Genomic DNA, 23090 nt, shown 5'->3' with positions numbered 1-23090 from the left:
GAAATAGAAAAAGCTCTGAATACTCAGAGCTTTTTATCGTGGATAAGTTTCCTAATCAACTCAAATTTTAGTGACCACCGGATACTACGGGAGTCAGATCACCACTATGAGGTAAAATCCAACCAGCTTCGTAGAAAGAAGCTGTTGCAGGCTCTAGGAAGAACATGATTCCCATCAGACCGACAATCGCAAGAACGACGGTGTAAGGCAGCGCCATGATAACCATTCGACCGTAAGACAGACGAATTAATGGAGCGAGAGCCGATGTGAGTAAGAATAGGAATGCCGCTTGACCGTTTGGCGTTGCAACAGAAGGCAGGTTAGTACCAGTATTGATTGCCACCGCCAGTAAGTCGAACTGATCACGAGTAATGAGGCCCTCAATGAGTGCAGTTTTTACTTCATTGATGTAAACCGTACCAACGAACACGTTATCCGACACCATAGATAATAAGCCATTCGCCACATAGAACAGAGCTAGCTGAGTACCTTTATCTTCAACGGCAAGCACCGCATCGATGACTGGTTTAAACAGCTCTTGATCAATGATTACAGCAACGATCGAGAAAAATACAGCAAGCAGTGCAGTGAAGGGCAGGGCCTCTTCAAACGCTTTCCCCATGGAGTGCTCTTCAATGACACCAGTAAATGCGGTCGCTAAAATGATCACAGAAAGGCCAATTAAGCCGACAGCCGCTAAGTGCAAAGCGAGTGCAACGATCAACCAAACCGCAATAAGACCTTGAACCCAGAGTTTTGCGACATCTTGATTTGTTCGCGTTTTACGCTCTTCACGGTCAAAATCGACGAGGATCTGACGAACGTTATTAGGAAGCTTCGCGCCGTAGCCAAACACTTTAAGCTTTTCAACTAAAGCACAAGTGATGAGACCACAGAAAAATACAGGTAGTGTCACTGGAGACATACGGATTAGGAATTCACCAAATAACCAACCCGCTTGGTCTGCAATAATTAAGTTTTGAGGTTCACCAACCATCGTGGTTACGCCACCTAAGGCAGTACCTACACCAGCATGCATCAACAAAGAGCGCAAAAAGGCACGATAGTTTTCTAAGTCATCACGCGTTAGTTCAGTGATCGTGTCATCTTGTGTATGGTCATGGTCACCGATAGGGTTACCAGACGCTACTTTGTGATAGATAGAGTAAAAGCCGATCGCCACGCTGATAACAACGGCGATAACCGTCAAGGCATCCAAAAATGCAGACAAAAATGCCGCAGCAAAGCAGAACGCGAGTGATAGTAGGGTTTTAGAGCGAATGCCAAGTAAAATTTTGGTAAAAATGAACAGCAATAGCTGCTTCATGAAGTAGATGCCCGCAACCATAAACACCAGAAGTAGCAGTACTTCGATATTTGCTACTAATTCGTGCTTAACTTGCGCAGGGCTAGTCATGCCGATAGCAATGGCTTCAATAGCAAGTAAACCGCCAGGTTGTAATGGGTAGCATTTTAATGCCATTGCTAGCGTGAAAATAAATTCAGCGACCAACAACCATCCAGCTACAAATGGGTTTATTAGGAAGAATACAATCGGGTTAATTATTAAGAAGGCTATAATGGCAACTTTGTACCAATCAGGCGCTTTACCAAGGAAGTTCTTGATAAAAGCGTTTCCGAGCGATATCGGCATGATAATTCTCTTTATAACAAAATTATGAATAGACACTACAATAGTGCTTAAGTATCTGTTTGTTAGACTTATTAACTAGTCTTTAAAAACAATAACTTAGTAAAACAACAATCCTTTGTTTATTGTAGTCTTGCCAAGTTACTTCCCCTGAACTCAAGCACCGCTCACTTTCGACCGCAAACTCTACACTCAGGCATTTATTAGTCAATAACAAAACGTGATGCTACCGACTAAAATGACTTTTTAAATGTAATAACGCGATCAAAACGGCGTTACTATACCATGAAAGTCTTAAAAAAATCCTCTTGGATTTTAAATGACGGTCAGTGACGAGAAAAGGCAAATTAAGAAAGAATATTAACTGTGATATACAAAGTAATTTTTCATATTTTGAATATAAAAATGTGACACGGTTGTCTTTGTTTCTCCGAGATTTGTGAGCTGTTTAATTAAATGAAAATTCATATTTTACTGCTTTCGCTCGCATGTTAGAGCCTCTTAAATTGACACAACATATAGAGTATTAACTCTATGTTATGGAGTCGTTTTCACTATTGATCGTAAATTTTCTCAAACCGCTAAGTAGTGGTATGATGAGTAGTATCGACCCTCAGAAATCAATATTGGATAAAAAGTAGAATGGTCATAAAGGCGAAAAGCCCTGCGGGATTCGCAGAAAAATATATTATCGAGAGCATTTGGAACGGCCGTTTTCCTCCAGGCTCAATTTTACCTGCTGAGCGCGAGCTGTCCGAACTGATTGGTGTTACTCGAACGACTTTAAGAGAGGTTCTTCAACGACTAGCCCGTGATGGATGGCTGACTATCCAGCACGGCAAACCTACGAAAGTTAACCAATTTATGGAGACCTCTGGTCTGCATATTTTGGATACTTTAATGACGCTAGACGTTGATAATGCGACAAACATTGTAGAAGATCTGCTTGCGGCACGTACTAACATCAGTCCTATCTTTATGCGCTATGCATTTAAAGCGAACAAAGAGAGCTCTGAGCGTACAATTAAGAACGTAATCGAATCTTGTGAAGCTTTAATGAATGCGGCTTCCTGGGACGAATTCATCGCTTCCTCGCCGTATGCCGAAAAAGTTCTGCAGAATGTGAAAGAAGATAACGAGAAAGATGAAGCGAAGCGTCAAGAAATCTTGATTGCTAAAACGTTCAACTTTTACGATTATATGCTTTTCCAGCGCCTAGCATTCCATTCAGGAAATCAAATTTACGGTTTGATCTTTAATGGTTTGAAGAAGCTCTACGATCGTGTCGGTAGCTACTACTTCTCAAATCCAGCTTCTCGTGAGCTAGCTCTGAAGTTTTACCATCAATTGCTCGAAACTTGTGAAAGTGGCCAGCGTGAGCAACTACCAGTAGTGATTCGTCATTATGGTATGGAAAGTGCGTTGATCTGGAACGAAATGAAAAAGCAATTACCAACGAACTTCACGGAAGACGACAGCTAAGCGCTGACAAGTTGAATAAACGAAAACCGCAGTGCCTTAGGCCTGCGGTTTTTTTGTTTTTATTTATAAGTCGGCGACGGACCTAGCACCAATAATAAGGCATGGAACGTTTATCCTGCTAGCGAGAGTCTGGGTAACGGTAGATATAATGACTCTACGACATCTAAAAGGACATGGTCGTAAGTATTGAAGATGGTCAATGACAAGTCCGATGTGACGCCATAAAGCTCTGCTTCTGTTAAGTCGACATGACTCCCTGTCACGTATTCATTTAGCGTCTGTATTGAGCGCGTGGAAGCAGGAGAGGTAATGCTAAGTGGAGCGATAACCGCTAGTTGGTTTAGCTTACGCATCATGACCGATGCATAGTTTTTGAAACGCTCATTTCCGCCTTGTTCTCCTAAATCTTGAATGCTGATTCGTAACTGAGTCAGGGTCTCCAAGCTATCCATAATGTTTTGCCAGTTCATGTGATACTCATTATGCAAGTCATCTCTTTGCTCAACCGCTAGCCATGCGATGGTTACTTCATCCATCAAAAACAAGCAATGACGAATTAACTTACCATGCTCCATCTGGTTTCTTGCAACACTATGGTCATTCCATTGTTCAAGTAGTTTCCCTACTTTAATCTGTAATACGCGATACATGGGTTTGTTTTCAAACCGTGATGTTTCGACTAAAAGATGCAGCTTGTTAGTCAGAGCATCATGAAGAGCGTCCAATTTTTGTTGATCGTTTTGTTGGAATTGAAGCGAGTAGTGAGTAGCAGCTCGGTGGTGTCTCAGAAGGTGAACAACATCTCGCAACAATGTTAACAGCTGATATTTGCGCGCATGTTGCTGCTCTCGTTTAGAAGATAAGTGATATATTCCAGCTAAAATAGCGATGGACAATAGTGTGGAAATCAAAACAAACATAACCAACTCCTTGTTAGTGTTTGGACCTAACAAGGAAGATTGCAGTTTTGATGCCACTAATTAAATTCTATTAAAACAGTAATTTAGGATTGTGATGGGAGAGGTGCTGTACAAGTTTGGTGCACAAATTCCCCAAAAGTGTGAATTCAGTCAAAAAAAGTCCCCGCTGAACTGGCGAGGACTTTTTAAATTTGATTGTAAAGCTACAACTTACATTACGCGCATACCAGGTTGAGCGCCTTCATGTGGCTCAAGGATCCACAGGTCACTACCACCAGGGCCTGCCGCTAGGATCATACCTTCAGACATACCAAACTTCATCTTACGAGGTTTTAGGTTTGCAACCATTACAGTTAGTTTGCCTTCTAGCTCTTCAGGTTTGTACGCTGACTTGATGCCAGAGAACACTTGACGAGTTTCACCACCGATGTCCAGTTGGAACTTAAGCAGTTTGTTTGCTTTTGGCACTTCTTCACAAGAGATGATACGAGCAATACGCATATCTACTGCTGCAAAAGCGTCGAACTCAATCTCTTCAGCGATTGGCTCTTTGTCTAGCTCAGTTTCGCTAGCCTTGTTCTTTTCCGCTTCTGCTTTCTCTTTCGCCGCCATTTCTGCCGCCGCATCTTCTTTAGATGCTTCGATCATTGCTTCAACATTCTTCGGATCGATACGGTTGAACAGTGCTTTGAACTTAGTGATCTCGTGGCCTGTTAGTGGAGCAGCGATGTTTTCCCAAGTTAGCTCTTGGTTTAGAAACGCTTCAGTACGCGCAGCTAGCGATGGCATTACTGGTTTCAGGTAAGTCATCAGTACGCGGAACAGGTTGATACCGACAGAACAGATGTCTTGTAGTTCCTGATCTTTGCCTTCTTCTTTTGCTACAACCCACGGTGCTTTTTCATCAACGTATTGGTTAGCTTTGTCTGCCAATGCCGTGATTTCACGGATTGCACGACCAAACTCACGCGTTTCGTAAAGCTCAGCGATACGGTCAGCAGCAGCAACAAATTCGTTGTAAAGTTCAGGCTCTGCAAAGTTGTCAGACAGTTTGCCTTCAAAACGTTTCGCGATGAAACCTGCGTTACGAGATGCCAGGTTAACGATCTTGTTAACAACGTCAGCGTTTACGCGCTGAGTGAAGTCTTCAAGGTTAAGATCTAGATCGTCGATACGGCTGTTTAGCTTCGCAGCGTAGTAGTAACGTAGACACTCAGGGTCTAGGTGCTCTAGGTAAGTGCTTGCTTTTACGAACGTACCTTTAGACTTCGACATTTTCGCGCCGTTTACGGTTACGTAACCGTGTACGAATACGTTGTTAGGCTTGCGGAAGCCAGAACCTTCTAGCATTGCTGGCCAAAATAGGCTGTGGAAGTAAACGATGTCTTTACCGATGAAGTGGTACAGCTCTGCTGAGCTGTCTTTTTTCCAATACTCGTCGAAATCTAGGTCGTCGCGCTTGTCACATAGATTTTTGAAAGAGCCCATGTAGCCGATAGGCGCGTCTAGCCATACGTAGAAGAATTTGTTCTTCTCACCAGGGATCTCGAAGCCAAAGTATGGTGCATCACGTGAGATATCCCATTGCTGCAAACCAGACTCGAACCATTCTTGCATTTTGTTCGCTGTTTCAGCTTGTAGCGAGCCAGAGCGAGTCCACTCTTTTAGCATGCTTTCAAACTGAGGCAGGTCGAAGAAGAAGTGCTCTGAATCTTTCATTACTGGCGTCGCACCAGAAACCGCAGATTTAGGATTGATCAGTTCTGTTGGGCTGTAAGTCTCACCACAGTTGTCACAGTTGTCACCGTACTGGTCTTCAGACTTACATTTTGGACAGGTACCTTTTACGAAACGGTCCGGTAAGAACATCTCTTTTTCTGGATCGAACAGCTGAGAGATAGTGCGGCTAGAGATAAAGCCATTTTTCTTCAACTCAAGATAAATGTGTGACGCTAGCTCACGGTTCTCATCTGAGTGTGTGCTGTGGTAGTTATCAAAGCTGATATCAAATCCAGCGAAGTCTTTTTGGTGCTCTTCGCTAACTGCGGCAATCATTTCTTCAGGAGTAATACCCATCTGTTGCGCTTTAAGCATGATTGGCGTGCCGTGAGCATCGTCAGCACAGATGAAGTTTACAGTGTTGCCGCGTAGGCGTTGGTAACGAACCCAAATGTCCGCTTGGATATGCTCAAGCATATGACCAAGGTGGATCGAACCGTTAGCGTACGGAAGGGCACAAGTTACCAGCATTTTCCTTGACGGAAAGTTTTTTGGATCGTTTGCCATACTTAATATTCGCTTTTCTTGATAGGTATAAATAAATTTTGATGGATAATACTACCCCATGAACTGACTAACTCCAAGGTGTCAAACTGCGGAATGCCTTAGTTTTTTTGGGGTTCTGGTTGAGCCTGGACGGTGGTAGCATGACATCTAAAAGGAGGGCTTATGCATCAGTTCACTTCAAAACAAGATTTTTGTCACTGGTTTAACCAATTCCAACATCCACAGTTGGTGGAAAACTGGGCAGATATTCATGGCGCAATTTCGATTACGACACAGGGTTCTATTGATATAACGTTGCCATTCGCAAGTAATGAGCTTCAAACCGTACTGCATGACTGGATCAAACAGCAGCAAGCCTCGGGTAAAGTGGCTGAATTCCCATTTAATATTCGCCTTGGAGTTAAAGCTTTAGAAACTCAAGTGGCTAACTCGGTTAAGGGTGTTAAGAACATCATTGCCGTCAGTTCTGCGAAAGGTGGCGTTGGTAAATCTACTACCGCAGTTAACTTAGCGTTGGCGATTGCTCAATCTGGGGCGAAAGTGGGATTGTTGGATGCAGATATCTATGGTCCGTCTGTACCTATGATGTTGGGGCAAGAAGATGCTAAACCAGAAGTTCGTGATGGCAAGTGGATGGAACCCATTTTTGCTCACGGCATCTATACTCATTCTATCGGTTATTTGGTGGATAAATCAGAAGCGGCGATATGGCGCGGTCCAATGGCTTCAAAAGCATTGTCGCAGTTATTAACTGAAACAGATTGGCCAGATTTGGATTATTTGGTGATTGATATGCCGCCAGGTACGGGGGATATTCAATTGACTCTGTCACAACAAATTCCGGTAACAGGTAGCGTGCTAGTCACAACGCCGCAAGATTTAGCCCTTGCCGATGCAAGGAAGGGAGCGGCAATGTTTAACAAAGTCCATGTCCCGGTTATTGGTGTTGTGGAAAACATGAGTTATCACATTTGTAGTCAATGTGGCGCGAAAGAGCATATTTTTGGTATGGGCGGAGCTGAAAAAATGTCGCAAGAATTTGGCTTAGCATTGTTAGGACAAATTCCGCTTCATATCTCTATGAGAGAAGATATTGACGCTGGCGTGCCAACGGTAGCAAGACGCCCAGAAAGTGAGCATGCAGGGTATTATAAGCAACTTGCCGATCGCGTATGTAGCACGATGTTTTGGCAAGGCAAAGCAAAACCAGATGCGATTAGCTTTACAATGGTGAACTAAGTTTACTATGCCTGTTGGTTGATAATTGCACATTTTAACGTTTGCTCGGAGGTTAATCCTCTGAGCAGGCAGAAACTTATGACTAAACCCTAATTCCAACTAGTAACTATGGGGTGAACTCCCTATAATCAGGCAGTTTATCTTTTTATGTGACTAGAAATCATCATCGGGTGCAAACTAATGTCTGATAATAATCAATGCGTCATCGTAGGTATTGCTGGCGCTTCTGCTTCTGGAAAAAGTCTGATCGCGAGCACTATTTATAATGAGCTTCGCGCGAAAGTAGGCGATCATCAAATCGGTGTCATCACGGAAGATTGCTACTACAACGACCAAAGCCACCTAAGCATGGAAGAGCGAGTAAAGACGAACTACGATCACCCGAGTGCGTTGGACCACGACCTACTGTGTGAGCACCTAGAAAAATTGGTACGTGGTGAAGCAGTAGAAGTGCCTGAGTACAGCTACACTGAGCACACAAGAACAATTAACACCACCACAATGACACCTAAAAAGGTGATCATTCTAGAAGGTATCCTTCTTCTTACAGACCCTCGTCTTCGTGATTTGATGCATGCGACAGTATTTATGGACACACCGTTAGATATTTGCTTGCTTCGCCGTGTTAAGCGTGATGTGGAAGAACGAGGCCGAACTATGGAGTCTGTTCTTAAGCAATACCAACAAACAGTACGTCCGATGTTCATGCAGTTTATCGAACCTTCTAAGCAATATGCGGACATTATTGTTCCTCGCGGTGGTAAAAACCGTATCGCAATTGATGTATTAAAAGCTCACATTGCAAGACTTTTGAAAGCTTAAGCCTATAGACGGCTATATCGCTTTATTTTTAGGAGAAGAAGTGGCACCTTAAGTGCCACTTCTTTTTTTTGTTTTTAAATTAGTCAGTTGCAGGTTAAAACCAGACACTTTTCACGCTTTTGTGGAACTGTCAGCGGCAAATGGAGTCTGCGCTTATAATTGTAAAAACACTCGAGCAAGGAAAAACAAATGAAGAAACTGCTCTTAATTCTAGCAATACCGATTGTGGTCATTTTGGTCGCAATTTTAGCGTTAACCATCTTCGTCAATCCGAATCAGTTTAAACCCCTTATTGTTGAGCAAGCGCAAAAGCAAACGGGATTAGAGTTGGTGATTGAAGGGGATATCAGTTGGCAATTTTTCCCATCAATTGGCTTTGAGTTGGGACATACAGAATTGCGAAACCCACAAGGCTTTAGTAAACCCAATTTATTCAAAGTTGATACCGTTGGTGTAGACATCTCTGTTATGCCACTTTTTAGTCAACAGCTTGAAATTGGAAACGTCACGCTTGATGGTGCTGAGTTCTACATTGAAACCAAGAAAGATGGCAGCAAGAATATTGATGCATTGACGAAAGCCCAAACACAACAAGCAGAACAAGAGAGCAATGCTGCGCCTACGCAAAATGGTGAAACGCAAACTTCTGGTTCTGATTGGAGTATTAATCTTGCTGGCGTTACGGTTTCTAACGGTTCATTAGAAATGCAGGATAAGCAAGCCGGTAGTTACACCAAACTTTATGATATTTCATTAAACCTTTCCGAATTCGCTTTTGACAACTGGACAACGGCTGATTTTGGCGTGAAGGGCGAAATGAACGACCAAAAGTTCACCGCGAAAGGTCAGGCAGACTTTAAGCTAGAAAAAGGTTTGGCAAACTACGCGCTAAAGAACATCAACTTTGATGCGACATACTCTGACCCTGCCAATAAAATTGAATCGGCAACGATCGGTTTAGACACGTTTGAATTCGATAAAGTAAATAACCTGACTTATGCCATTAAGGGTGTCGCTGGTGGTATGAAGTTAGATATGCAGGGTGCTGGTCAACTTAGCGTGGACAAGGCTATCAGCAAAGTACAGTTGGATAAGTTAACTCTTAAATCGACTTTTGAGGGTGATGCTTTACCTCAGTCCCCGATGAAAGTCGACATGGTGTCTGATCTGTCTTTCGACCTAACGAAAAACCATCTGAGTTTTGTTCTAGAGAAGTTAACAGCGAATGCTATCGCCCTAGATGGTAAGGCAGATGTGACACTCGGTGATATTCCTAAAGTACGCTTTGCTCTCCATAGCCCCAATATCGATCTTGATGAGTTTTTAGGGTTAGATAAGCAAGCTGCCGAAGGTAATAAGCCTGCTTCTGGTGGCGAGAGTGCTCCTGCCGGACCTGAGGTTGAGCCTGATTTGTCTGCGTTGAAAACGTTAGATGTAAAGGGTGACATTACCATCGACAAATTCAAAGCGGCAAATGCGAAGATGGAAGCGGTAAAAACGAGCTTCACTGTAAATCGTGGCGTGTTTGAGCTTACATCTTTTAGTTCGAAGTTGTACCAAGGCTCAATCTCAGCGACAGCGAAGTTAGATGCACGCCAATCACCAGCGACTTACAGTGTTAAAAAGTCAATCAAAGGCGTGAAAGTTCAACCGCTACTTATAGACGTTGCTGAAAACGACAAACTTGAAGGGACAGGTAACATTGATGTGAATGTTACAGGTAAGAGTCTCACGCCTACCGGTATCAAGAAGAATCTATCTGGTACGGTTGTTATCAATTTTGCTGACGGTGCGGTGAATGGCATCAACGTTGCTCAGTTGATTCGTGAAAACTATGCGAAATTTAAAGGGCAAAAAGTTGAAGGCACCAATGAAGCTAAGAAAACAGACTTCAGTGCGATGACGGCGACATTGAAACTCAACAAAGGTGTTGTATCAACGGATAATATGCAAGCTCAGTCTCCATTGTTACGTGTTCGTGGTAAAGGTACCGCAAACTACATCAATGAAACAGTCGACTTTACTATCAGCACGTCAGTTGTAGGTAGCCTAGAAGGCCAGGGCGGTAAAGATATAGATGAGCTGAAAGACATCACGATTCCAATCAATGTGTCTGGTAAGTGGGCAGAACCTAAATTCAAGCTCGTATTCGATGATGTTCTGAAGCAGAAAGCTCAGAAAGAAATCGATCGTGGCGTAGAGAAGCTAACGGACAAAATCAAAGACGAGAAAACCAAAGATGCGGTCGATGGTTTATTGAAGAATCTTTTCAACTAACCGTGCGTGAAAATCAAAAGGGTTGGCATTTTGCCAACCCTTTTTAAATTACTCTGCGAGTGTTACCAATCGACGCCTTTGAGGGCTTTTACGCCAGATTCAAATGCGTGCTTTACATTTTTCACTTCAGAAACGGTATCGGCCATTTCAATCAGGGTTCGATGTGCGCCACGCCCAGTAATAATAACCGACTGCATTTTAGGTCTGTTGCTCAGTGCTTCGACCACTTCGTCTAAGTCGATGTAGCCGTAGCTCACCATATAAGTTAGCTCGTCAAACAAGATGACATCGATAGAGTCGTCTTGCAGCATGCGCTTACATTCTTGCCATACGCCTTGCGCAGCTTCGGTATCAGCGGCTTTGTTTTGAGTTTCCCACGTAAAGCCGGTTGCCATTACTTGGAATTCAACGCCGAGTTTCTCAAGTAGGTTGCGCTCACCGTTGTCCCAAGTACCTTTAATAAACTGCGCGACAGCACAATTCAAACCATGACCCACTGCGCGTGCGATCGTACCGAATCCTGATGTCGATTTACCTTTACCATTTCCGGTAATGATCAGTAGCAGACCTTTTTCCTCTTGAGCAGCAGCGATTTTTGCGTCTACCTGTTCTTTGACTTTTTGTTGGCGAGCTTTATGGCGTGCTTCTTTATTTTCTTCGATAGACATAATACTTCCTCAATTCCTTTTCGTGCTGTGTCCAAGCTAATTTGGGTTCATTGATTTATCTCGCTATGATAGACCAACATATCGTGAAGAAAAACCACCGATAATTCAGGGAATAAAATGAAGAAAATACTTGTTGTTTGTATGGGAAACATTTGTCGGTCACCAACTGGAGAGGCAGTGTTAAGAGCGAAAGCTCAAAAGCTAGGCGTTGAAGTAGAGGTTGATTCGGCAGGTACAATTGGCTACCACGCAGGAAACCGACCGGATTCAAGAGCGATGGCAGCAGGAAAGCAGCGAGGTTATTCTTTTAAAGGAATGCAAGCGCGCCAAGTCACCATTGATGACTTTGAAAAGTTTGACCTTATATTAGCCGCAGATAAAGCAAATTTGGCCGATTTATTGGATATCTGTCCGTTGAAGTATCGACACAAAGTATCGTTATTTTTAAGTCATTCTGGGTCAGGTTACGACGAAGTCCCTGACCCATATTATGGTGGGGAAGATGGCTTTGAACTGGTGCTTGATTTAATCGAAGAGGCATCAGACGCAATTTTGAAGAAGCTATAATCGCCGTGCTTGAAGACAATAGAAAAAGGGATGAGCTCAGCTCATCCCTTTTTATTCGTGTTAACCCGCTAGTATGTCGGTTGCTACTTTGTAGCTTGGGTCTTCCTTCACGTTAATTTCAACCAAGCTGCCAGCTTTGTCCAAAAGTTTACGACAATCTGGGCTTAGGTGACGAAGGTGTAGCGTTTTACCTTGAGCATTGTAACGCTCAGCCAGTGTTTCAATGGCTTCAATTGCAGAGTGATCAGTCACGCGAGAGTCTGCAAAATCGACAATCACATCTTTTGGATCTTCAGGCGCGTTAAACAACTCCAGGAAGTTAGCCGCAGAGCCAAAGAAAATAGGGCCGTGAATCTTGTACTCTTTTGAACCTTCCTCGTTTAAGCACGTGTCGGCATAGATGTGCTTAGCGTGTTGCCATGCAAACATTAATGCAGAAACGATAACACCAACCGCTACGGCAACAGCAAGGTCAGTAAGAACAGTAACAACGGTCACAAGAACAATAACGAAGAAGTCTTGCTTCGGTACGCGGCGTGCTAGCTTAAATGTTGCCCATTCGAATGTACCAATGACAACCATGAACATCACACCAACCAGAGCAGCGAGTGGGATCATTTCAATTAGCGAAGAAGCGAATAAGATAAACATCAATAGAGCGATAGCCGCAACGATACCAGATAGACGACCACGACCACCTGAGTTTACGTTGATCATCGACTGACCAATCATCGCACAACCACCCATCGCGCCAAACACAGAACACGTCATGTTTGCCATACCTTGACCGATACATTCGCGGTTAGATTGACCACGAGTATTCGTCATCTCATCTAAAACTGTCAGTGTTAGTAGAGATTCAATTAGACCAATGGCCGCGAGAATGATCGCGTATGGAAGAATGATTTGTAGTGTCTCTAGTGTAAATGGTACCGCAGGAATAGAGAAGGTTGGTAGTGAACCTGCGAGTGTTGCAGCTTCATCACCAGACATTGTACGCAGGAAGTCAACAACAGTGCGAGTTTCCAGATCCAAGCCAACCACTAAAGCCGTCACCGTTACGATCGCAACAAGTGAAGAGGGTACAGCTGTTGTGATTTTTGGTAGAAAGTGAATGATTGCCATAGTCAGCGCAACCAAACCAAGCATTAGCAGCATCTGGTCTTGTGGTAGCCAAGTAAGCATGCCGTTGATATCTGGCGCTTTAAACTGACCCAACTGAGCTAGGAAGATAACAATAGCCAGACCGTTCACAAAACCGATCATCACAGGGTGAGGTACGATACGGATGAACTTACCCAATTTAAACATACCAGCGGCAATTTGAAGAATACCAGCGAGCATGATGGCTGCGAATAGGTACTGGACACCGTGAGTCGCGACAAGCGAAACCATTACGACTGCCATGGCACCTGTTGCACCAGAAATCATGCCAGGACGACCACCGAAAATGGAAGTAATAAGACCAACGATGAATGCAGCGTAAAGACCGACCATCGGATCTACGCCTGCGACGAACGCAAATGCGACAGCTTCAGGAACCAATGCTAGCGCAACGGTTAAGCCTGATAGCACATCATTTTTTACGGAGTGCTTAGAAAATTGGGGAAATTCGAACATGTTTGTTTTTAAGTTCTCTTTGCAATGAGTTAAACCCGACACATATTCGTATTTGCACAAGCCACTGAGTGGTTGATTTCTAATCAAACATTGCAGTGTAAACCGTAGTATTAAAAGAGCAGCATCAGAATGGTGTCGAAAACTTGAGTCGGCGCATGCTACCGAAAAGTGTGATTAAGTTCAAGAATGATACGAATAATGGCGTACAAATGTGATCACGAATTGGTATTTATATGAACAATTTATTGGGCAAATATGAAGATAAAAAAGGCTACCAGATGGTAGCCTTTAATTTATTTATGCCGTTAAGCCGTTGAACGTAATGATTTAGCCTAGTTAAAGTTAGGCTTTGTCATCTCTGCTGATGCGCGGTTTTTAGCCACTTGGCTACCCGCACCTTTAGCTTGGTAACGTTCGGTTTTGAACGGTGCTGCTGCAACCGTGATTTCGCGTAGCTCTTGAGGGCCAGGTGCTTTCGTCATCGGTGCGCTAGCGTTTAGCTTAGCCGCAACTTTAATGGCTTCGACTTTAGGCTCTGATTTAGCTACTGGCGCTTCGGCTGCAATCTCTTTTGCTGCTTCAACCACAGGCTCTTCAGCAGGTGCCGTTTCTACAATGGCATCAACCGGTTCAGTCGCAGGAGTTTCAACGATAGGCTCTACCGAAGCTGTTTCTACTACTGCCGATTCAGTTTTTTCTGCGATTACTGCTTCCACAACAGGTGCTTCTACTACTGGAGCTTCCACTTTCGCTTCAACTGTTTCTTGAATCTTTGATTCAACAACAGGCGCTTCCGTTACAACAGGTTGCTCGCGGCGAATAATCACTTTACCCATAGCCATCTCTGGACAAGCAAAACCACCTTGCATTGTAGGTACTGCTGCTACTGTTTCTTCCTTAACTTGCTCTTCTTTCTTAGGTGCTGGTTTCGGAATGTAGCGTGGCATTACTTTACCCATAGCCATCTCAGGAGAAGCTACACCACCTTTACGCAGGCGGAACGGGTTAGGACGGCGATCGCGGCCACGGCGACGGCGTTGGCCGCTTGCACGCAGGTGACGTGGCGAACGACGGTTACGACGTTGCTTAGACTCTGCTTGCTTGTTGTCTTGTTGTGCTTCTACCGCTGCTTCTGTTGGCTTCTCAACTTTGGTTTCAACCGTTTCTTGAGTCTTAACCGCCGTTTCTTCTGCTTTCTTCTCAACCGCTTCTTGGTCTTTAACGCGTACAGACTTGTTCAGTTTGCGACGTTGGCGACGCTCCTTCACTTTTTCTGCTTTCGCGTTTTGTTGCTTTGGTTTGCTCTCTTCTGGTTTTGTTTCAGTACGAGCTTCCGCTGCTAGCTGCAGACCTTTTTCCGCTACTTTTGCGTTTGCTTTTTGCTCTTGGGCTTTATCTGCCTGTTGAGCTTTAGGTTTACGCTTTTGGTTACGGTTTTGCGGTTTATTTGTTTGTTGTTGAGCTTCGTTTTGCTCATTAGCCTGTTCATCACGAGGCTTACGACGACGTCGGTTATCGCGATTGTCGCGGTTATCACGATTATCGCGCTGGTTGTTATTGCGACGACGATCGTTGCGATCACGCTTGTTACGTCGATTATCGCGATTTGGTTTTTTCTCTTCCTGAGGTTTCTGTTCTTCTTTTGTTTCTTCAGAACCACCTAATAGGAAGCTACCAAGAGCTTTAAACAGACGGCTGAACAATCCAGGTTTCTCTTCTTGTTCAACTTTTTGTTCTTTCTTCTTCGCCTCAGGAGCTGGTTTAGCTGCTGGTGCAGGTGCGGTTTGAGACGGAGCAGCAAAGCCTTTAAGAACTGGCTCTTCAATTCGTTTTGGTTTTACGTCAACTTCCGCTGGCTCTTTACCTTCTGCTTCTTTCATCGCTTCCAGTTTCTTAGGAAGTAAGTAAGAAATCAGATCGAACTCTTCGCCTTCACGAACACGGATAACTTCAAAGTGCGGTGTTTCCATATCAGAGTTTGGAACTACCGTAATTTTCACTTCTTGAATGCGTTCGATATGGTTTACTGAACGACGTTTTTCGTTCAATAAGTAAGAGGCGATTGGCACAGGTACGACTGCAAGTACTTGTGCTGTGTTGTCTTTTAGCGCTTCCTCTTCAATTAAACGAAGTACAGAAAGTGCTAGAGATTCGTTGTCGCGAACGACACCAGTTCCGCTACAGCGAGGACAGATGTGGTGGCTTGCTTCTGCTAGAGAAGGGCTCAAGCGCTGGCGTGACATCTCCAACAAACCAAAGCGAGAAATACGACCGATTTGTACACGAGCGCGGTCAAGGCGAACGGCTTCACGTAGACGGTTTTCTACTTCTCGCTGGTGACGAACCGGGGTCATATCGATAAAGTCGATAACCACTAAGCCACCCAAGTCACGTAGACGTAATTGGCGAGCAATTTCGTCGGCTGCTTCTAGGTTCGTGTTTAGAGCTGTTTCTTCAATATCGCCGCCCTTGGTTGCACGAGCAGAGTTGATATCGATAGAGGTTAGTGCTTCAGTTGGGTCAATAACAATAGAACCACCAGATGGCAGACGCACTTCACGTTGGAAAGCCGATTCAATTTGGCTTTCGATTTGGTAGTGGCTGAATAGTGGAACTTCGCCTTCATATTTCTTAACGCGGTTAAGGAAATCAGGGCGGACCAATTGAATGTGCTCTTTTGCACGTTCGTAGATGGTGTTGCTATCAATTAAAATTTCGCCAATATCACGACGCAAATAGTCACGGATTGCACGAACGATAACGTTACTTTCTTGGTGGATTAAGAATGGAGCAGGGTTAGAGTCCGCTGCACCTTTGATTGCACCCCAGTGGTTAAGTAGTACATTCAAATCCCACTCAAGCTCTTCAGCACTCTTGCCAACGCCAGCAGTACGTACGATTAGGCCCATGCCCTGAGGCAGTTCCAAAGTACTTAATGCGGCTTTTAGTTGAGTTCGCTCGTCACCTTCGATTCGACGAGAAATACCGCCAGCACGAGGGTTGTTAGGCATCAGAACAAGGTAACTACCAGCAAGAGAAATGAAAGTAGTAAGAGCAGCGCCCTTGCTTCCACGTTCTTCTTTTTCCACTTGAACAATTACTTCTTGGCCTTCCGTTAGCACTTCTTTGATGCTTGGACGACCTTGGTAGGTGTAACCTTCAGGGAAATATTCGCGGGCAATTTCTTTGAGAGGGAGGAAACCGTGACGCTCGGCGCCGTAATCAACAAATGCGGCTTCTAAGCTTGGTTCGATACGTGTGATACGTCCTTTGTAGATATTCGCTTTTTTAGATTCATGCCCTGGACTCTCGATATCAAGATCGAAAAGTCGCTGGCCATCAACCAGAGCGACACGCAACTCTTCTTTTTGAGTTGCGTTAATTAACATTCTTTTCATTGAAAATTCTCGTTGTCTTTTCTTTTATATCTTTCTTGTCGACTTGCCACTGTTTTTTCGCTCTTTCACGGTGCCTGATCCCATGGCTTGTATTTTGCAGCCTCCCGGCTGGAAGGGGATGCTCTCGGGCACTTCAGTCATCACAAGCCTCTTGTGGTTTCTGTTGGAAACGTAGACTTGTGACCCGCTATTTGGGCGGTAGGTACTCAACGTGAATATGCGAGGAGTAGGGTGGCAAGAGTGTTGAATTCGATGTGTCTCACGCCAATGCTGCACTCGACCTTCAACGATCTACTCACATTGCTTGAGGATAAATGATTGGTAATGAATAAAATGTAACCAAACCTTCCTTAGCAGCTGTGAACTATAGCAGTGCGCGTGGCTATCAGCAATCTGCTTTCACGCAAACGATAGAAAATTTGCCGCCAAACTCAAAATTTCTATTTTATAACTGGCTGTTTCATAAGCAATTGAGATGTGCAAACTGTTCAAGACAGAAAACAAATTGAGAACTTGATTGAGAGTTTTAATAATTTAAACAAAAGCTTGGCGAAATTTAGACCAGTATGTGCCACCGAGTGTTTCTTTTACGACAAGAATAATGTGAAGTCGCACGAAATTGAGTTTACAATACGGCTCATGAACGAAATAAGAACAAAAGTCCAGTTCGTCGACATTGACGAAGATATGGCGGGTCAGCGCATTGATAATTTTTTGCGCAACCAATTAAAAGACATTCCTAAAAGCATGATTTACAGAATTGTGCGTAAGGGCGAAGTGCGCGTAAATAAAAAGCGTATAAAAGCAGAGTACAAGTTAAAAGCAGGCGATCTCGTTCGTATTCCACCGGTTACCGTCGAGAAAAAAGATGACGATGTCGCACCAAGTACGAAACTTAACAAAGTCGCTGAGTTGGAAAATATGATTATCTTCGAAGATGATCATATGTTGATTCTAAACAAACCATCTGGCACCGCAGTGCATGGTGGCAGTGGTTTAAAGTTTGGTGCGATTGAAGCGCTTAGGGCTCTGCGACCTCAAGCTCGCTTTCTTGAACTTGTGCATCGTATTGACCGTGATACTTCAGGGATTTTGCTGGTTGCGAAGAAGCGTTCTGCACTTCGTCACTTGCAAGCCCAGTTTCGTGAAAAGACAGTAAAGAAGTTTTACTTAGCTCTTGTCATGGGGCAATGGAAAAGCAGTTGTAAGGTTGTGAACGCGCCACTGCTCAAAAACGAAGTGAACAGTATTGTTCGTGTTAACCCTAATGGTAAGCCGTCAGAAACGCGTTTTAAGATTTTGGAAAAGTTCGAACAAGCTACATTGATTCAGGCGAGTCCGATTACTGGTCGAACTCACCAAATCCGAGTTCATACGCAATACACTGGTCACCCAATCGCTTGGGATGATCGCTACGGTGATCGTCGCTTTGATGCTTATACAGGTCAAGTTGGTTTAGATCGTTTGTTCCTACACGCGGCAAACATCAAGTTCCAACACCCATCAAATGATGAGTGGATGGAAATCAACGCACCGATGGAACCGAAACTAGAAAAAGTGTTGGCGGGTTTAAGAAACGCGTAACCATGTTTTCCTCGCGGATGCAAAAGGGAGCCACAGGCTCCCTTTTATCGTATTTGGGTTAAAGGACATCGAGTCCTTGAGCATGCAACATATCAATCAAATCAATCAATGGTAGTCCGACAAGTGTGTTCGGGTCTTTACCAACTAATTTCGTAAACAAACAAATTCCCATGCCTTCGCTTTTAAAGCTGCCTGCGCAGTAAAAAGGTTCTTCCCTGTCGACGTAGCGTTCGATTTGTTCAAGCGTTAAATCTCTAAAGTGCACCTCGAAAGAATCAAAGCCGACTTCTGTATGGCTTGTGAAGGTGTTATGTACCGCAAGACCAGTATAGAAAGTGATGACTTTTCCACTTTGAGCCAAAAGTTGATTTATCGCGTTATCTCTATTTAAAGGCTTGCCAACGATTTCACCATTAATGACACAAACTTGGTCACTGCCGATAACTAAACTTGCTTTATCCGTCTGGCAAGATATTGCTTTCTCTTGGGCCAGTCTCTGCACAAGTTCAGTTGGCGTTTCCTGGTCAAAAGGTGTTTCATCGCAATCAGGTGATAAACAAACGAATGGTAGTGAGAGCTTTTCAAGCAGTTGTTTACGAAAAGGGGAGGTTGAGGCTAAAACCAGTTGGTAATTTTTCATTTTGAATTACAATTCGTGGGAGCATTTCCAATAGGATAATCGATCAAAAATGATTCTGGCTAATGCTCTGTATGTTAAGCGTAAAAAAGTACAACTTTTTTGCCTTTTTCTTTGACTAATTTTGATTTGGAAGATAATATTCGCGCCCTATGCAAAAGGTAAAAATACCGCGAACGGTTGACCCAGCTAAAGCTGCACAGAAACGATTGGATTACGATGGCATCATCCAAGCTAGTCTTTTCAAGCGCTTAGTGGAAACAACTGAAGGCGTAAAACGCGACGCAGAAGTCTCATTGTCATTTGGGATGGATGAACAGCGACTCGTTGTTATCTCTGGTAAAGCTAACATCGAAGTCGATTTAGAGTGTCAGCGTTGTAATGAGGTATTCGCACATGAGTGCGAAGTTGAATTCCTTTCTACTCCTTACTACGGTGAGAAAACAGAACAGGAAGCACCAGAAATTTATGATTTGGTAGATCTAAATGAATATGGTGAATTAGACCTCATACAACTTGTTGAAGACGAGTTCATCTTAGCATTACCTCAAATTGCGATGCACGATGAAGCGGATTGTAGCGTTGATTCAAATAACATGGTTTTTGGTGAGATTCCTGAAGAAATTGAGGAAGAAAAGCCGAATCCATTCGACGTTTTGAAAAGTCTGAAAAAGTAATAGGTGTGGTAGCCGATTCTTCTTCAGGTTTTTAACCCAATAGTATAGGAGTAGGGTCAATGGCCGTACAGAAAAACCGTAAAACTCGTTCTAAGCGCGGTATGCGTCGTTCACACGATGCGCTAACTACAGCTGCTCTATCTGTAGACGCGACTTCTGGTGAAACTCACCTACGCCACAACGTAACTGCTGAAGGTTACTACCGTGGTCAAAAGGTTATCAACAAGTAAGGTTGAACCTTTGCAAAGTATTACCGTTGCACTTGATGCAATGGGCGGGGATTTCGGTCCACGCGTAACAGTGCCTGCCGCCGTGCAGGCACTGTCTCATTTCCCAGAGCTAAAAGTGATTCTTATTGGTGATCAATCTCTGATCACGTCTCAATTATCTCAACTCGGTACCTCGACCAGTTCCCGCTTGACTATTCTTCACAGCGAGAAAGTTATCTCGAACTCAGAAAAACCTTCATTGGCGTTGCGTAATAGCCAAAATAGTTCTATGCGTATGGCTATCGATTTGGTTTCTGAGCAGAAAGCGGATGCTTGTGTTAGTGGTGGCAACACCGGTGCATTAATGGCACTATCGCGTTTCATTCTTAAGTTACTTCCTGGCATTGAACGTCCTGCTTTAGTTTCCGCTTTACCGACGATTACCGGAAAGCGCACTTGGATGCTAGATCTGGGGGCGAATGTATCGTGCGATGCTGATAGCTTGTTCCAATTTGCTGTAATGGGCAGTGCATTAGCTGAAGAACACTTGGGTCGTCCTCCTCGCGTTGCTGTACTCAATATTGGCGCAGAAGAGATTAAAGGTAACGATTTAGTCAAACGTTGCGCAGAAATGCTTTCTCAGACCGATGCGATTAACTTTGTCGGTTATATTGAAGGTAATCAAATTTTGCATGATGTTGCGGACGTCATTGTTTGTGATGGATTTGTCGGCAACGTATGCTTAAAAGCCAGTGAGGGAACAGCTCAACTTTTTATCGAAAAAATTAAAACCAGCATAATGGCATCAACGATAAGGGGTTGGATAGCTAGAAAGTTGTTTTCTAGGCTGTTTAATGAACTAAAAACACTGAACCCCGACCAGTATAACGGCGCAAGTTTGCTAGGATTGCGCGGCATTGTCATAAAAAGCCATGGAAGTGCGGATGTATCTGCGATTGTCAATGCACTTGGCGAGGCAGTACACGAGGTCAAACGACAAGTACCAAGCCGTATTAGCGATCGTTTGGAAGCGGTTTTACTCGAGAGGCATTATTAGTCTTCATGTATAGCAAAATTTTAGGTACTGGCAGCTACCTGCCATCTCAGGTGCGTACAAACGCAGATCTAGAGAAAATGGTAGATACAAGTGATGAGTGGATCGTTGCTCGCACGGGTATTAAAGAGCGTCGAATTGCTGCAGAAAACGAAACTGTAGCAGACATGGCATTCTACGCAGCTGAAAACGCTATCGATATGGCGGGTATTGATAAAAACGATATCGACCTGATTATCGTAGCCACAACGAGCAGTAGCCATACTTTCCCTTCATCTGCGTGTCAGGTGCAGGCAAAGCTTGGCATTAAAGGTTGTCCAGCTTTTGACTTAGCCGCTGCTTGTTCTGGTTTTGTGTACGCATTATCTGTTGCAGACCAACATATCAAATCTGGTATGTGCAAAAACGTACTTGTGATTGGTTCAGATGCTTTGTCTAAAACGTGTGATCCGACAGACCGTTCAACCATTATCCTATTTGGTGATGGTGCCGGAGCCGTTGTCGTAGGCGCTAGCCAAGAGCCTGGCATTATCTCTACCCACATATACTCGGATGGTCAATTCGGAGAGCTTCTAAGCCTACCAGTACCTGTGCGGGGGCAAGATGCGGATAAATGGCTTCATATGGCTGGGAACGAAGTATTCAAAGTCGCTGTCACTCAGCTATCGAAACTAGTAAAAGATACGCTTGAAGCCAACAACATGCATAAGTCTGAACTAGACTGGCTAGTGCCGCACCAAGCGAACTATCGCATTATTTCAGCGACAGCGAAGAAACTTTCGATGTCACTAGACCAAGTCGTGATTACACTTGATAAACACGGCAACACATCAGCTGCGACGGTGCCAACAGCACTAGATGAAGCGGTACGTGATGGTCGTATTAAACGCGGTCAAACTCTGCTTCTTGAAGCGTTTGGCGGCGGATTCACTTGGGGCTCGGCCCTTGTGAAGTTCTAAGTTTCACAAGAATTCAAAATTTAAGGTGCACTTGGTGCATCTTATTTCTTTTTACTTTGCTTAAAGGAAAACAACATGAGCAAGTTTGCTATCGTATTTCCAGGTCAAGGTTCTCAAGCTGTAGGTATGCTTGCAGAACTAGGCGAACAATATGACGTAGTAAAACAAACATTTGCAGAAGCATCTGACGCACTAGGTTACGATCTATGGGCGCTTGTTCAAAATGGACCTGCAGAAGATTTAAACGAGACTTTCCGTACTCAACCAGCTTTGCTAGCTTCATCTGTTGCAATCTGGCGTGTATGGCAGGAACTTGGCTTAGAGCAACCAGCAAACCTAGCCGGTCACAGCCTAGGTGAGTACTCAGCACTTGTATGCGCGGGTGTTATTGACTTTAAAGAAGCCATCAAGCTGGTTGAATTACGTGGTCAACTTATGCAAGAAGCAGTACCAGCTGGTACTGGCGCAATGTACGCGATTATCGGTTTGGCTGATGATGCGATTGCAAAAGCGTGTGAAGACGCAGCGCAAGGCGAAGTGGTCTCTCCAGTAAACTTTAACTCGCCTGGTCAAGTCGTTATCGCTGGTAGCAAAGACGCAGTAGAGCGAGCTGGTGCGCTATGTAAAGAAGCTGGTGCGAAGCGTGCGCTTCCTCTTCCTGTTTCAGTACCTTCACACTGTGCACTTATGAAGCCAGCAGCGGAAAAACTTGCTGTAGCTCTTGAGTCTATCGAATTTAACTCACCACAGCTGCCAGTTATCAACAACGTTGATGTGGTTGCTGAGACAGATCCTGCAAAAATCAAAGATGCGCTTGTTCGTCAGCTACATAGCCCAGTTCGTTGGACTGAAACAGTTGAACTGATGCACGAACAAGGCGTAGAAAATCTTCTTGAGCTTGGTCCTGGTAAAGTTTTAACAGGTCTAACAAAACGTATCGTGAAAACGCTAACTGCAGCAGCAGTGAATGATATCGCATCGCTAGACGCTGCGAAGTAATCCATCAAGCGATAAATTTGCGATAAGAAAAGGAAACACAA

18 protein-coding genes are annotated in these 23090 nt (G+C 44.0%); 11 read left to right on the top strand and 7 right to left on the bottom strand.

Annotation, left to right across the window (positions count from 1 at the left end; all coding sequences use genetic code 11):
- Positions 1-67 precede the first annotated feature (67 nt).
- Positions 68-1654 carry a Na(+)/H(+) antiporter NhaB gene (gene nhaB / locus R7E78_RS00365; RefSeq protein WP_005380822.1) on the bottom strand — a complete coding sequence of 529 codons (1587 nt, stop codon included), beginning with the start codon at positions 1652-1654 and terminating at the stop codon, positions 68-70.
- Positions 1655-2293: 639 nt separating this feature from the next.
- Here nhaB and fadR point away from each other — a divergent pair.
- Positions 2294-3133, top strand: coding sequence for a fatty acid metabolism transcriptional regulator FadR (gene fadR, locus R7E78_RS00360; protein WP_005380824.1), 840 nt, complete (start codon positions 2294-2296; stop codon positions 3131-3133).
- 110 nt (positions 3134-3243) lie between these two features.
- Here the strand turns inward: fadR and R7E78_RS00355 are convergent, their stop codons facing one another.
- Together R7E78_RS00355 and metG are read right to left on the bottom strand one after the other, a co-directional pair.
- Entirely contained in the window at positions 3244-4053 is an 810-nt protein-coding gene (locus R7E78_RS00355) for a hypothetical protein (RefSeq protein WP_318057576.1), read from the bottom strand.
- Between the two features lie 210 nt (positions 4054-4263).
- Positions 4264-6339, bottom strand: a complete 2076-nt coding sequence (gene metG, locus R7E78_RS00350; RefSeq protein ID WP_033905755.1) for a methionine--tRNA ligase — start codon at positions 6337-6339, stop codon at positions 4264-4266.
- A gap of 162 nt (positions 6340-6501) precedes the next feature.
- Here metG and apbC point away from each other — a divergent pair, with 162 nt between their 5' ends.
- The 3 genes from apbC to R7E78_RS00335 all read left to right on the top strand — a co-directional run bounded on the left by apbC (position 6502) and on the right by R7E78_RS00335 (position 10677).
- On the top strand, positions 6502-7578 hold the full coding sequence (gene apbC, locus R7E78_RS00345) for an iron-sulfur cluster carrier protein ApbC (protein WP_005380830.1): 1077 nt from the start codon (positions 6502-6504) through the stop codon (positions 7576-7578).
- 180 nt (positions 7579-7758) lie between these two features.
- Entirely contained in the window at positions 7759-8400 is a 642-nt protein-coding gene (gene udk, locus R7E78_RS00340; RefSeq protein WP_005380833.1) for a uridine kinase, read from the top strand.
- 189 nt (positions 8401-8589) lie between these two features.
- Complete coding sequence (locus R7E78_RS00335; RefSeq protein WP_025767218.1) at positions 8590-10677, top strand: AsmA family protein; 2088 nt, start codon at positions 8590-8592, stop codon at positions 10675-10677.
- Positions 10678-10739: 62 nt separating this feature from the next.
- On the opposite strand, the gene cobO is transcribed toward R7E78_RS00335, so the two are convergent.
- Entirely contained in the window at positions 10740-11345 is a 606-nt protein-coding gene (gene cobO / locus R7E78_RS00330) for a cob(I)yrinic acid a,c-diamide adenosyltransferase (RefSeq protein ID WP_005380837.1), read from the bottom strand.
- A 117-nt stretch (positions 11346-11462) separates the two neighbouring features.
- Here cobO and R7E78_RS00325 point away from each other — a divergent pair, with 117 nt between their 5' ends.
- Positions 11463-11912: a low molecular weight protein-tyrosine-phosphatase gene (locus tag R7E78_RS00325; RefSeq protein WP_064368645.1), complete on the top strand. Its 450-nt coding sequence runs from the start codon at positions 11463-11465 to the stop codon at positions 11910-11912.
- A 60-nt stretch (positions 11913-11972) separates the two neighbouring features.
- Here R7E78_RS00325 and R7E78_RS00320 read toward each other — a convergent pair whose 3' ends face one another.
- Together R7E78_RS00320 and rne are read right to left on the bottom strand one after the other, a co-directional pair.
- Positions 11973-13532, bottom strand: coding sequence for a SulP family inorganic anion transporter (locus tag R7E78_RS00320; RefSeq protein ID WP_005380840.1), 1560 nt, complete (start codon positions 13530-13532; stop codon positions 11973-11975).
- A 332-nt stretch (positions 13533-13864) separates the two neighbouring features.
- On the bottom strand, positions 13865-16930 hold the full coding sequence (gene rne / locus R7E78_RS00315; RefSeq protein ID WP_262628791.1) for a ribonuclease E: 3066 nt from the start codon (positions 16928-16930) through the stop codon (positions 13865-13867).
- A 639-nt stretch (positions 16931-17569) separates the two neighbouring features.
- On the opposite strand from rne, the gene rluC reads away from it, so the two are divergent.
- Positions 17570-18514: a 23S rRNA pseudouridine(955/2504/2580) synthase RluC gene (gene rluC / locus R7E78_RS00310; RefSeq protein WP_021033985.1), complete on the top strand. Its 945-nt coding sequence runs from the start codon at positions 17570-17572 to the stop codon at positions 18512-18514.
- Between the two features lie 58 nt (positions 18515-18572).
- Here rluC and R7E78_RS00305 read toward each other — a convergent pair whose 3' ends face one another.
- On the bottom strand, positions 18573-19154 hold the full coding sequence (locus R7E78_RS00305; RefSeq protein ID WP_025767221.1) for a Maf family protein: 582 nt from the start codon (positions 19152-19154) through the stop codon (positions 18573-18575).
- Between the two features lie 149 nt (positions 19155-19303).
- On the opposite strand from R7E78_RS00305, the gene yceD reads away from it, so the two are divergent.
- From yceD to fabD, 5 genes are all read left to right on the top strand, one after another.
- Positions 19304-19828 carry a 23S rRNA accumulation protein YceD gene (gene yceD / locus R7E78_RS00300; RefSeq protein ID WP_005387307.1) on the top strand — a complete coding sequence of 175 codons (525 nt, stop codon included), beginning with the start codon at positions 19304-19306 and terminating at the stop codon, positions 19826-19828.
- Positions 19829-19887: 59 nt separating this feature from the next.
- A complete protein-coding gene (gene rpmF / locus R7E78_RS00295; protein WP_005396978.1) occupies positions 19888-20058 on the top strand; it encodes a 50S ribosomal protein L32 in 171 nt (56 codons plus the stop codon).
- Positions 20059-20068: 10 nt separating this feature from the next.
- The gene (gene plsX, locus R7E78_RS00290) at positions 20069-21094 is read left to right on the top strand and encodes a phosphate acyltransferase PlsX (RefSeq protein WP_047103428.1); all 1026 of its coding nucleotides are present in this window, start codon (positions 20069-20071) and stop codon (positions 21092-21094) included.
- A gap of 5 nt (positions 21095-21099) precedes the next feature.
- On the top strand, positions 21100-22050 hold the full coding sequence (locus tag R7E78_RS00285) for a beta-ketoacyl-ACP synthase III (RefSeq protein WP_017821385.1): 951 nt from the start codon (positions 21100-21102) through the stop codon (positions 22048-22050).
- 75 nt (positions 22051-22125) lie between these two features.
- Positions 22126-23049: an ACP S-malonyltransferase gene (fabD, locus tag R7E78_RS00280; RefSeq protein ID WP_005387313.1), complete on the top strand. Its 924-nt coding sequence runs from the start codon at positions 22126-22128 to the stop codon at positions 23047-23049.
- Positions 23050-23090 lie beyond the last annotated feature (41 nt).

The organism is Vibrio sp. YT-19(2023), assembly GCF_033337395.1.
This window is presented reverse-complemented; position numbering and strand designations above follow the sequence as displayed.

What these genes read in the sequence shown, in the direction of transcription:
- fadR (WP_005380824.1), top strand. Translation starts at nt 2,294, where the DNA reads ATGGTCATAAAGGCGAAAAGCCCTGCGGGATTCGCAGAAAAATATATT.
- metG (WP_033905755.1), bottom strand. Translation starts at nt 6,339, where the DNA reads ATGGCAAACGATCCAAAAAACTTTCCGTCAAGGAAAATGCTGGTAACT.
- rpmF (WP_005396978.1), top strand. Translation starts at nt 19,888, where the DNA reads ATGGCCGTACAGAAAAACCGTAAAACTCGTTCTAAGCGCGGTATGCGT.
- R7E78_RS00355 (WP_318057576.1), bottom strand. Translation starts at nt 4,053, where the DNA reads ATGTTTGTTTTGATTTCCACACTATTGTCCATCGCTATTTTAGCTGGA.
- R7E78_RS00305 (WP_025767221.1), bottom strand. Translation starts at nt 19,154, where the DNA reads ATGAAAAATTACCAACTGGTTTTAGCCTCAACCTCCCCTTTTCGTAAA.
- rluC (WP_021033985.1), top strand. Translation starts at nt 17,570, where the DNA reads ATGAACGAAATAAGAACAAAAGTCCAGTTCGTCGACATTGACGAAGAT.
- yceD (WP_005387307.1), top strand. Translation starts at nt 19,304, where the DNA reads ATGCAAAAGGTAAAAATACCGCGAACGGTTGACCCAGCTAAAGCTGCA.
- R7E78_RS00285 (WP_017821385.1), top strand. Translation starts at nt 21,100, where the DNA reads ATGTATAGCAAAATTTTAGGTACTGGCAGCTACCTGCCATCTCAGGTG.
- cobO (WP_005380837.1), bottom strand. Translation starts at nt 11,345, where the DNA reads ATGTCTATCGAAGAAAATAAAGAAGCACGCCATAAAGCTCGCCAACAA.
- R7E78_RS00335 (WP_025767218.1), top strand. Translation starts at nt 8,590, where the DNA reads ATGAAGAAACTGCTCTTAATTCTAGCAATACCGATTGTGGTCATTTTG.
- udk (WP_005380833.1), top strand. Translation starts at nt 7,759, where the DNA reads ATGTCTGATAATAATCAATGCGTCATCGTAGGTATTGCTGGCGCTTCT.
- R7E78_RS00320 (WP_005380840.1), bottom strand. Translation starts at nt 13,532, where the DNA reads ATGTTCGAATTTCCCCAATTTTCTAAGCACTCCGTAAAAAATGATGTG.
- apbC (WP_005380830.1), top strand. Translation starts at nt 6,502, where the DNA reads ATGCATCAGTTCACTTCAAAACAAGATTTTTGTCACTGGTTTAACCAA.
- R7E78_RS00325 (WP_064368645.1), top strand. Translation starts at nt 11,463, where the DNA reads ATGAAGAAAATACTTGTTGTTTGTATGGGAAACATTTGTCGGTCACCA.
- nhaB (WP_005380822.1), bottom strand. Translation starts at nt 1,654, where the DNA reads ATGCCGATATCGCTCGGAAACGCTTTTATCAAGAACTTCCTTGGTAAA.
- fabD (WP_005387313.1), top strand. Translation starts at nt 22,126, where the DNA reads ATGAGCAAGTTTGCTATCGTATTTCCAGGTCAAGGTTCTCAAGCTGTA.
- rne (WP_262628791.1), bottom strand. Translation starts at nt 16,930, where the DNA reads ATGAAAAGAATGTTAATTAACGCAACTCAAAAAGAAGAGTTGCGTGTC.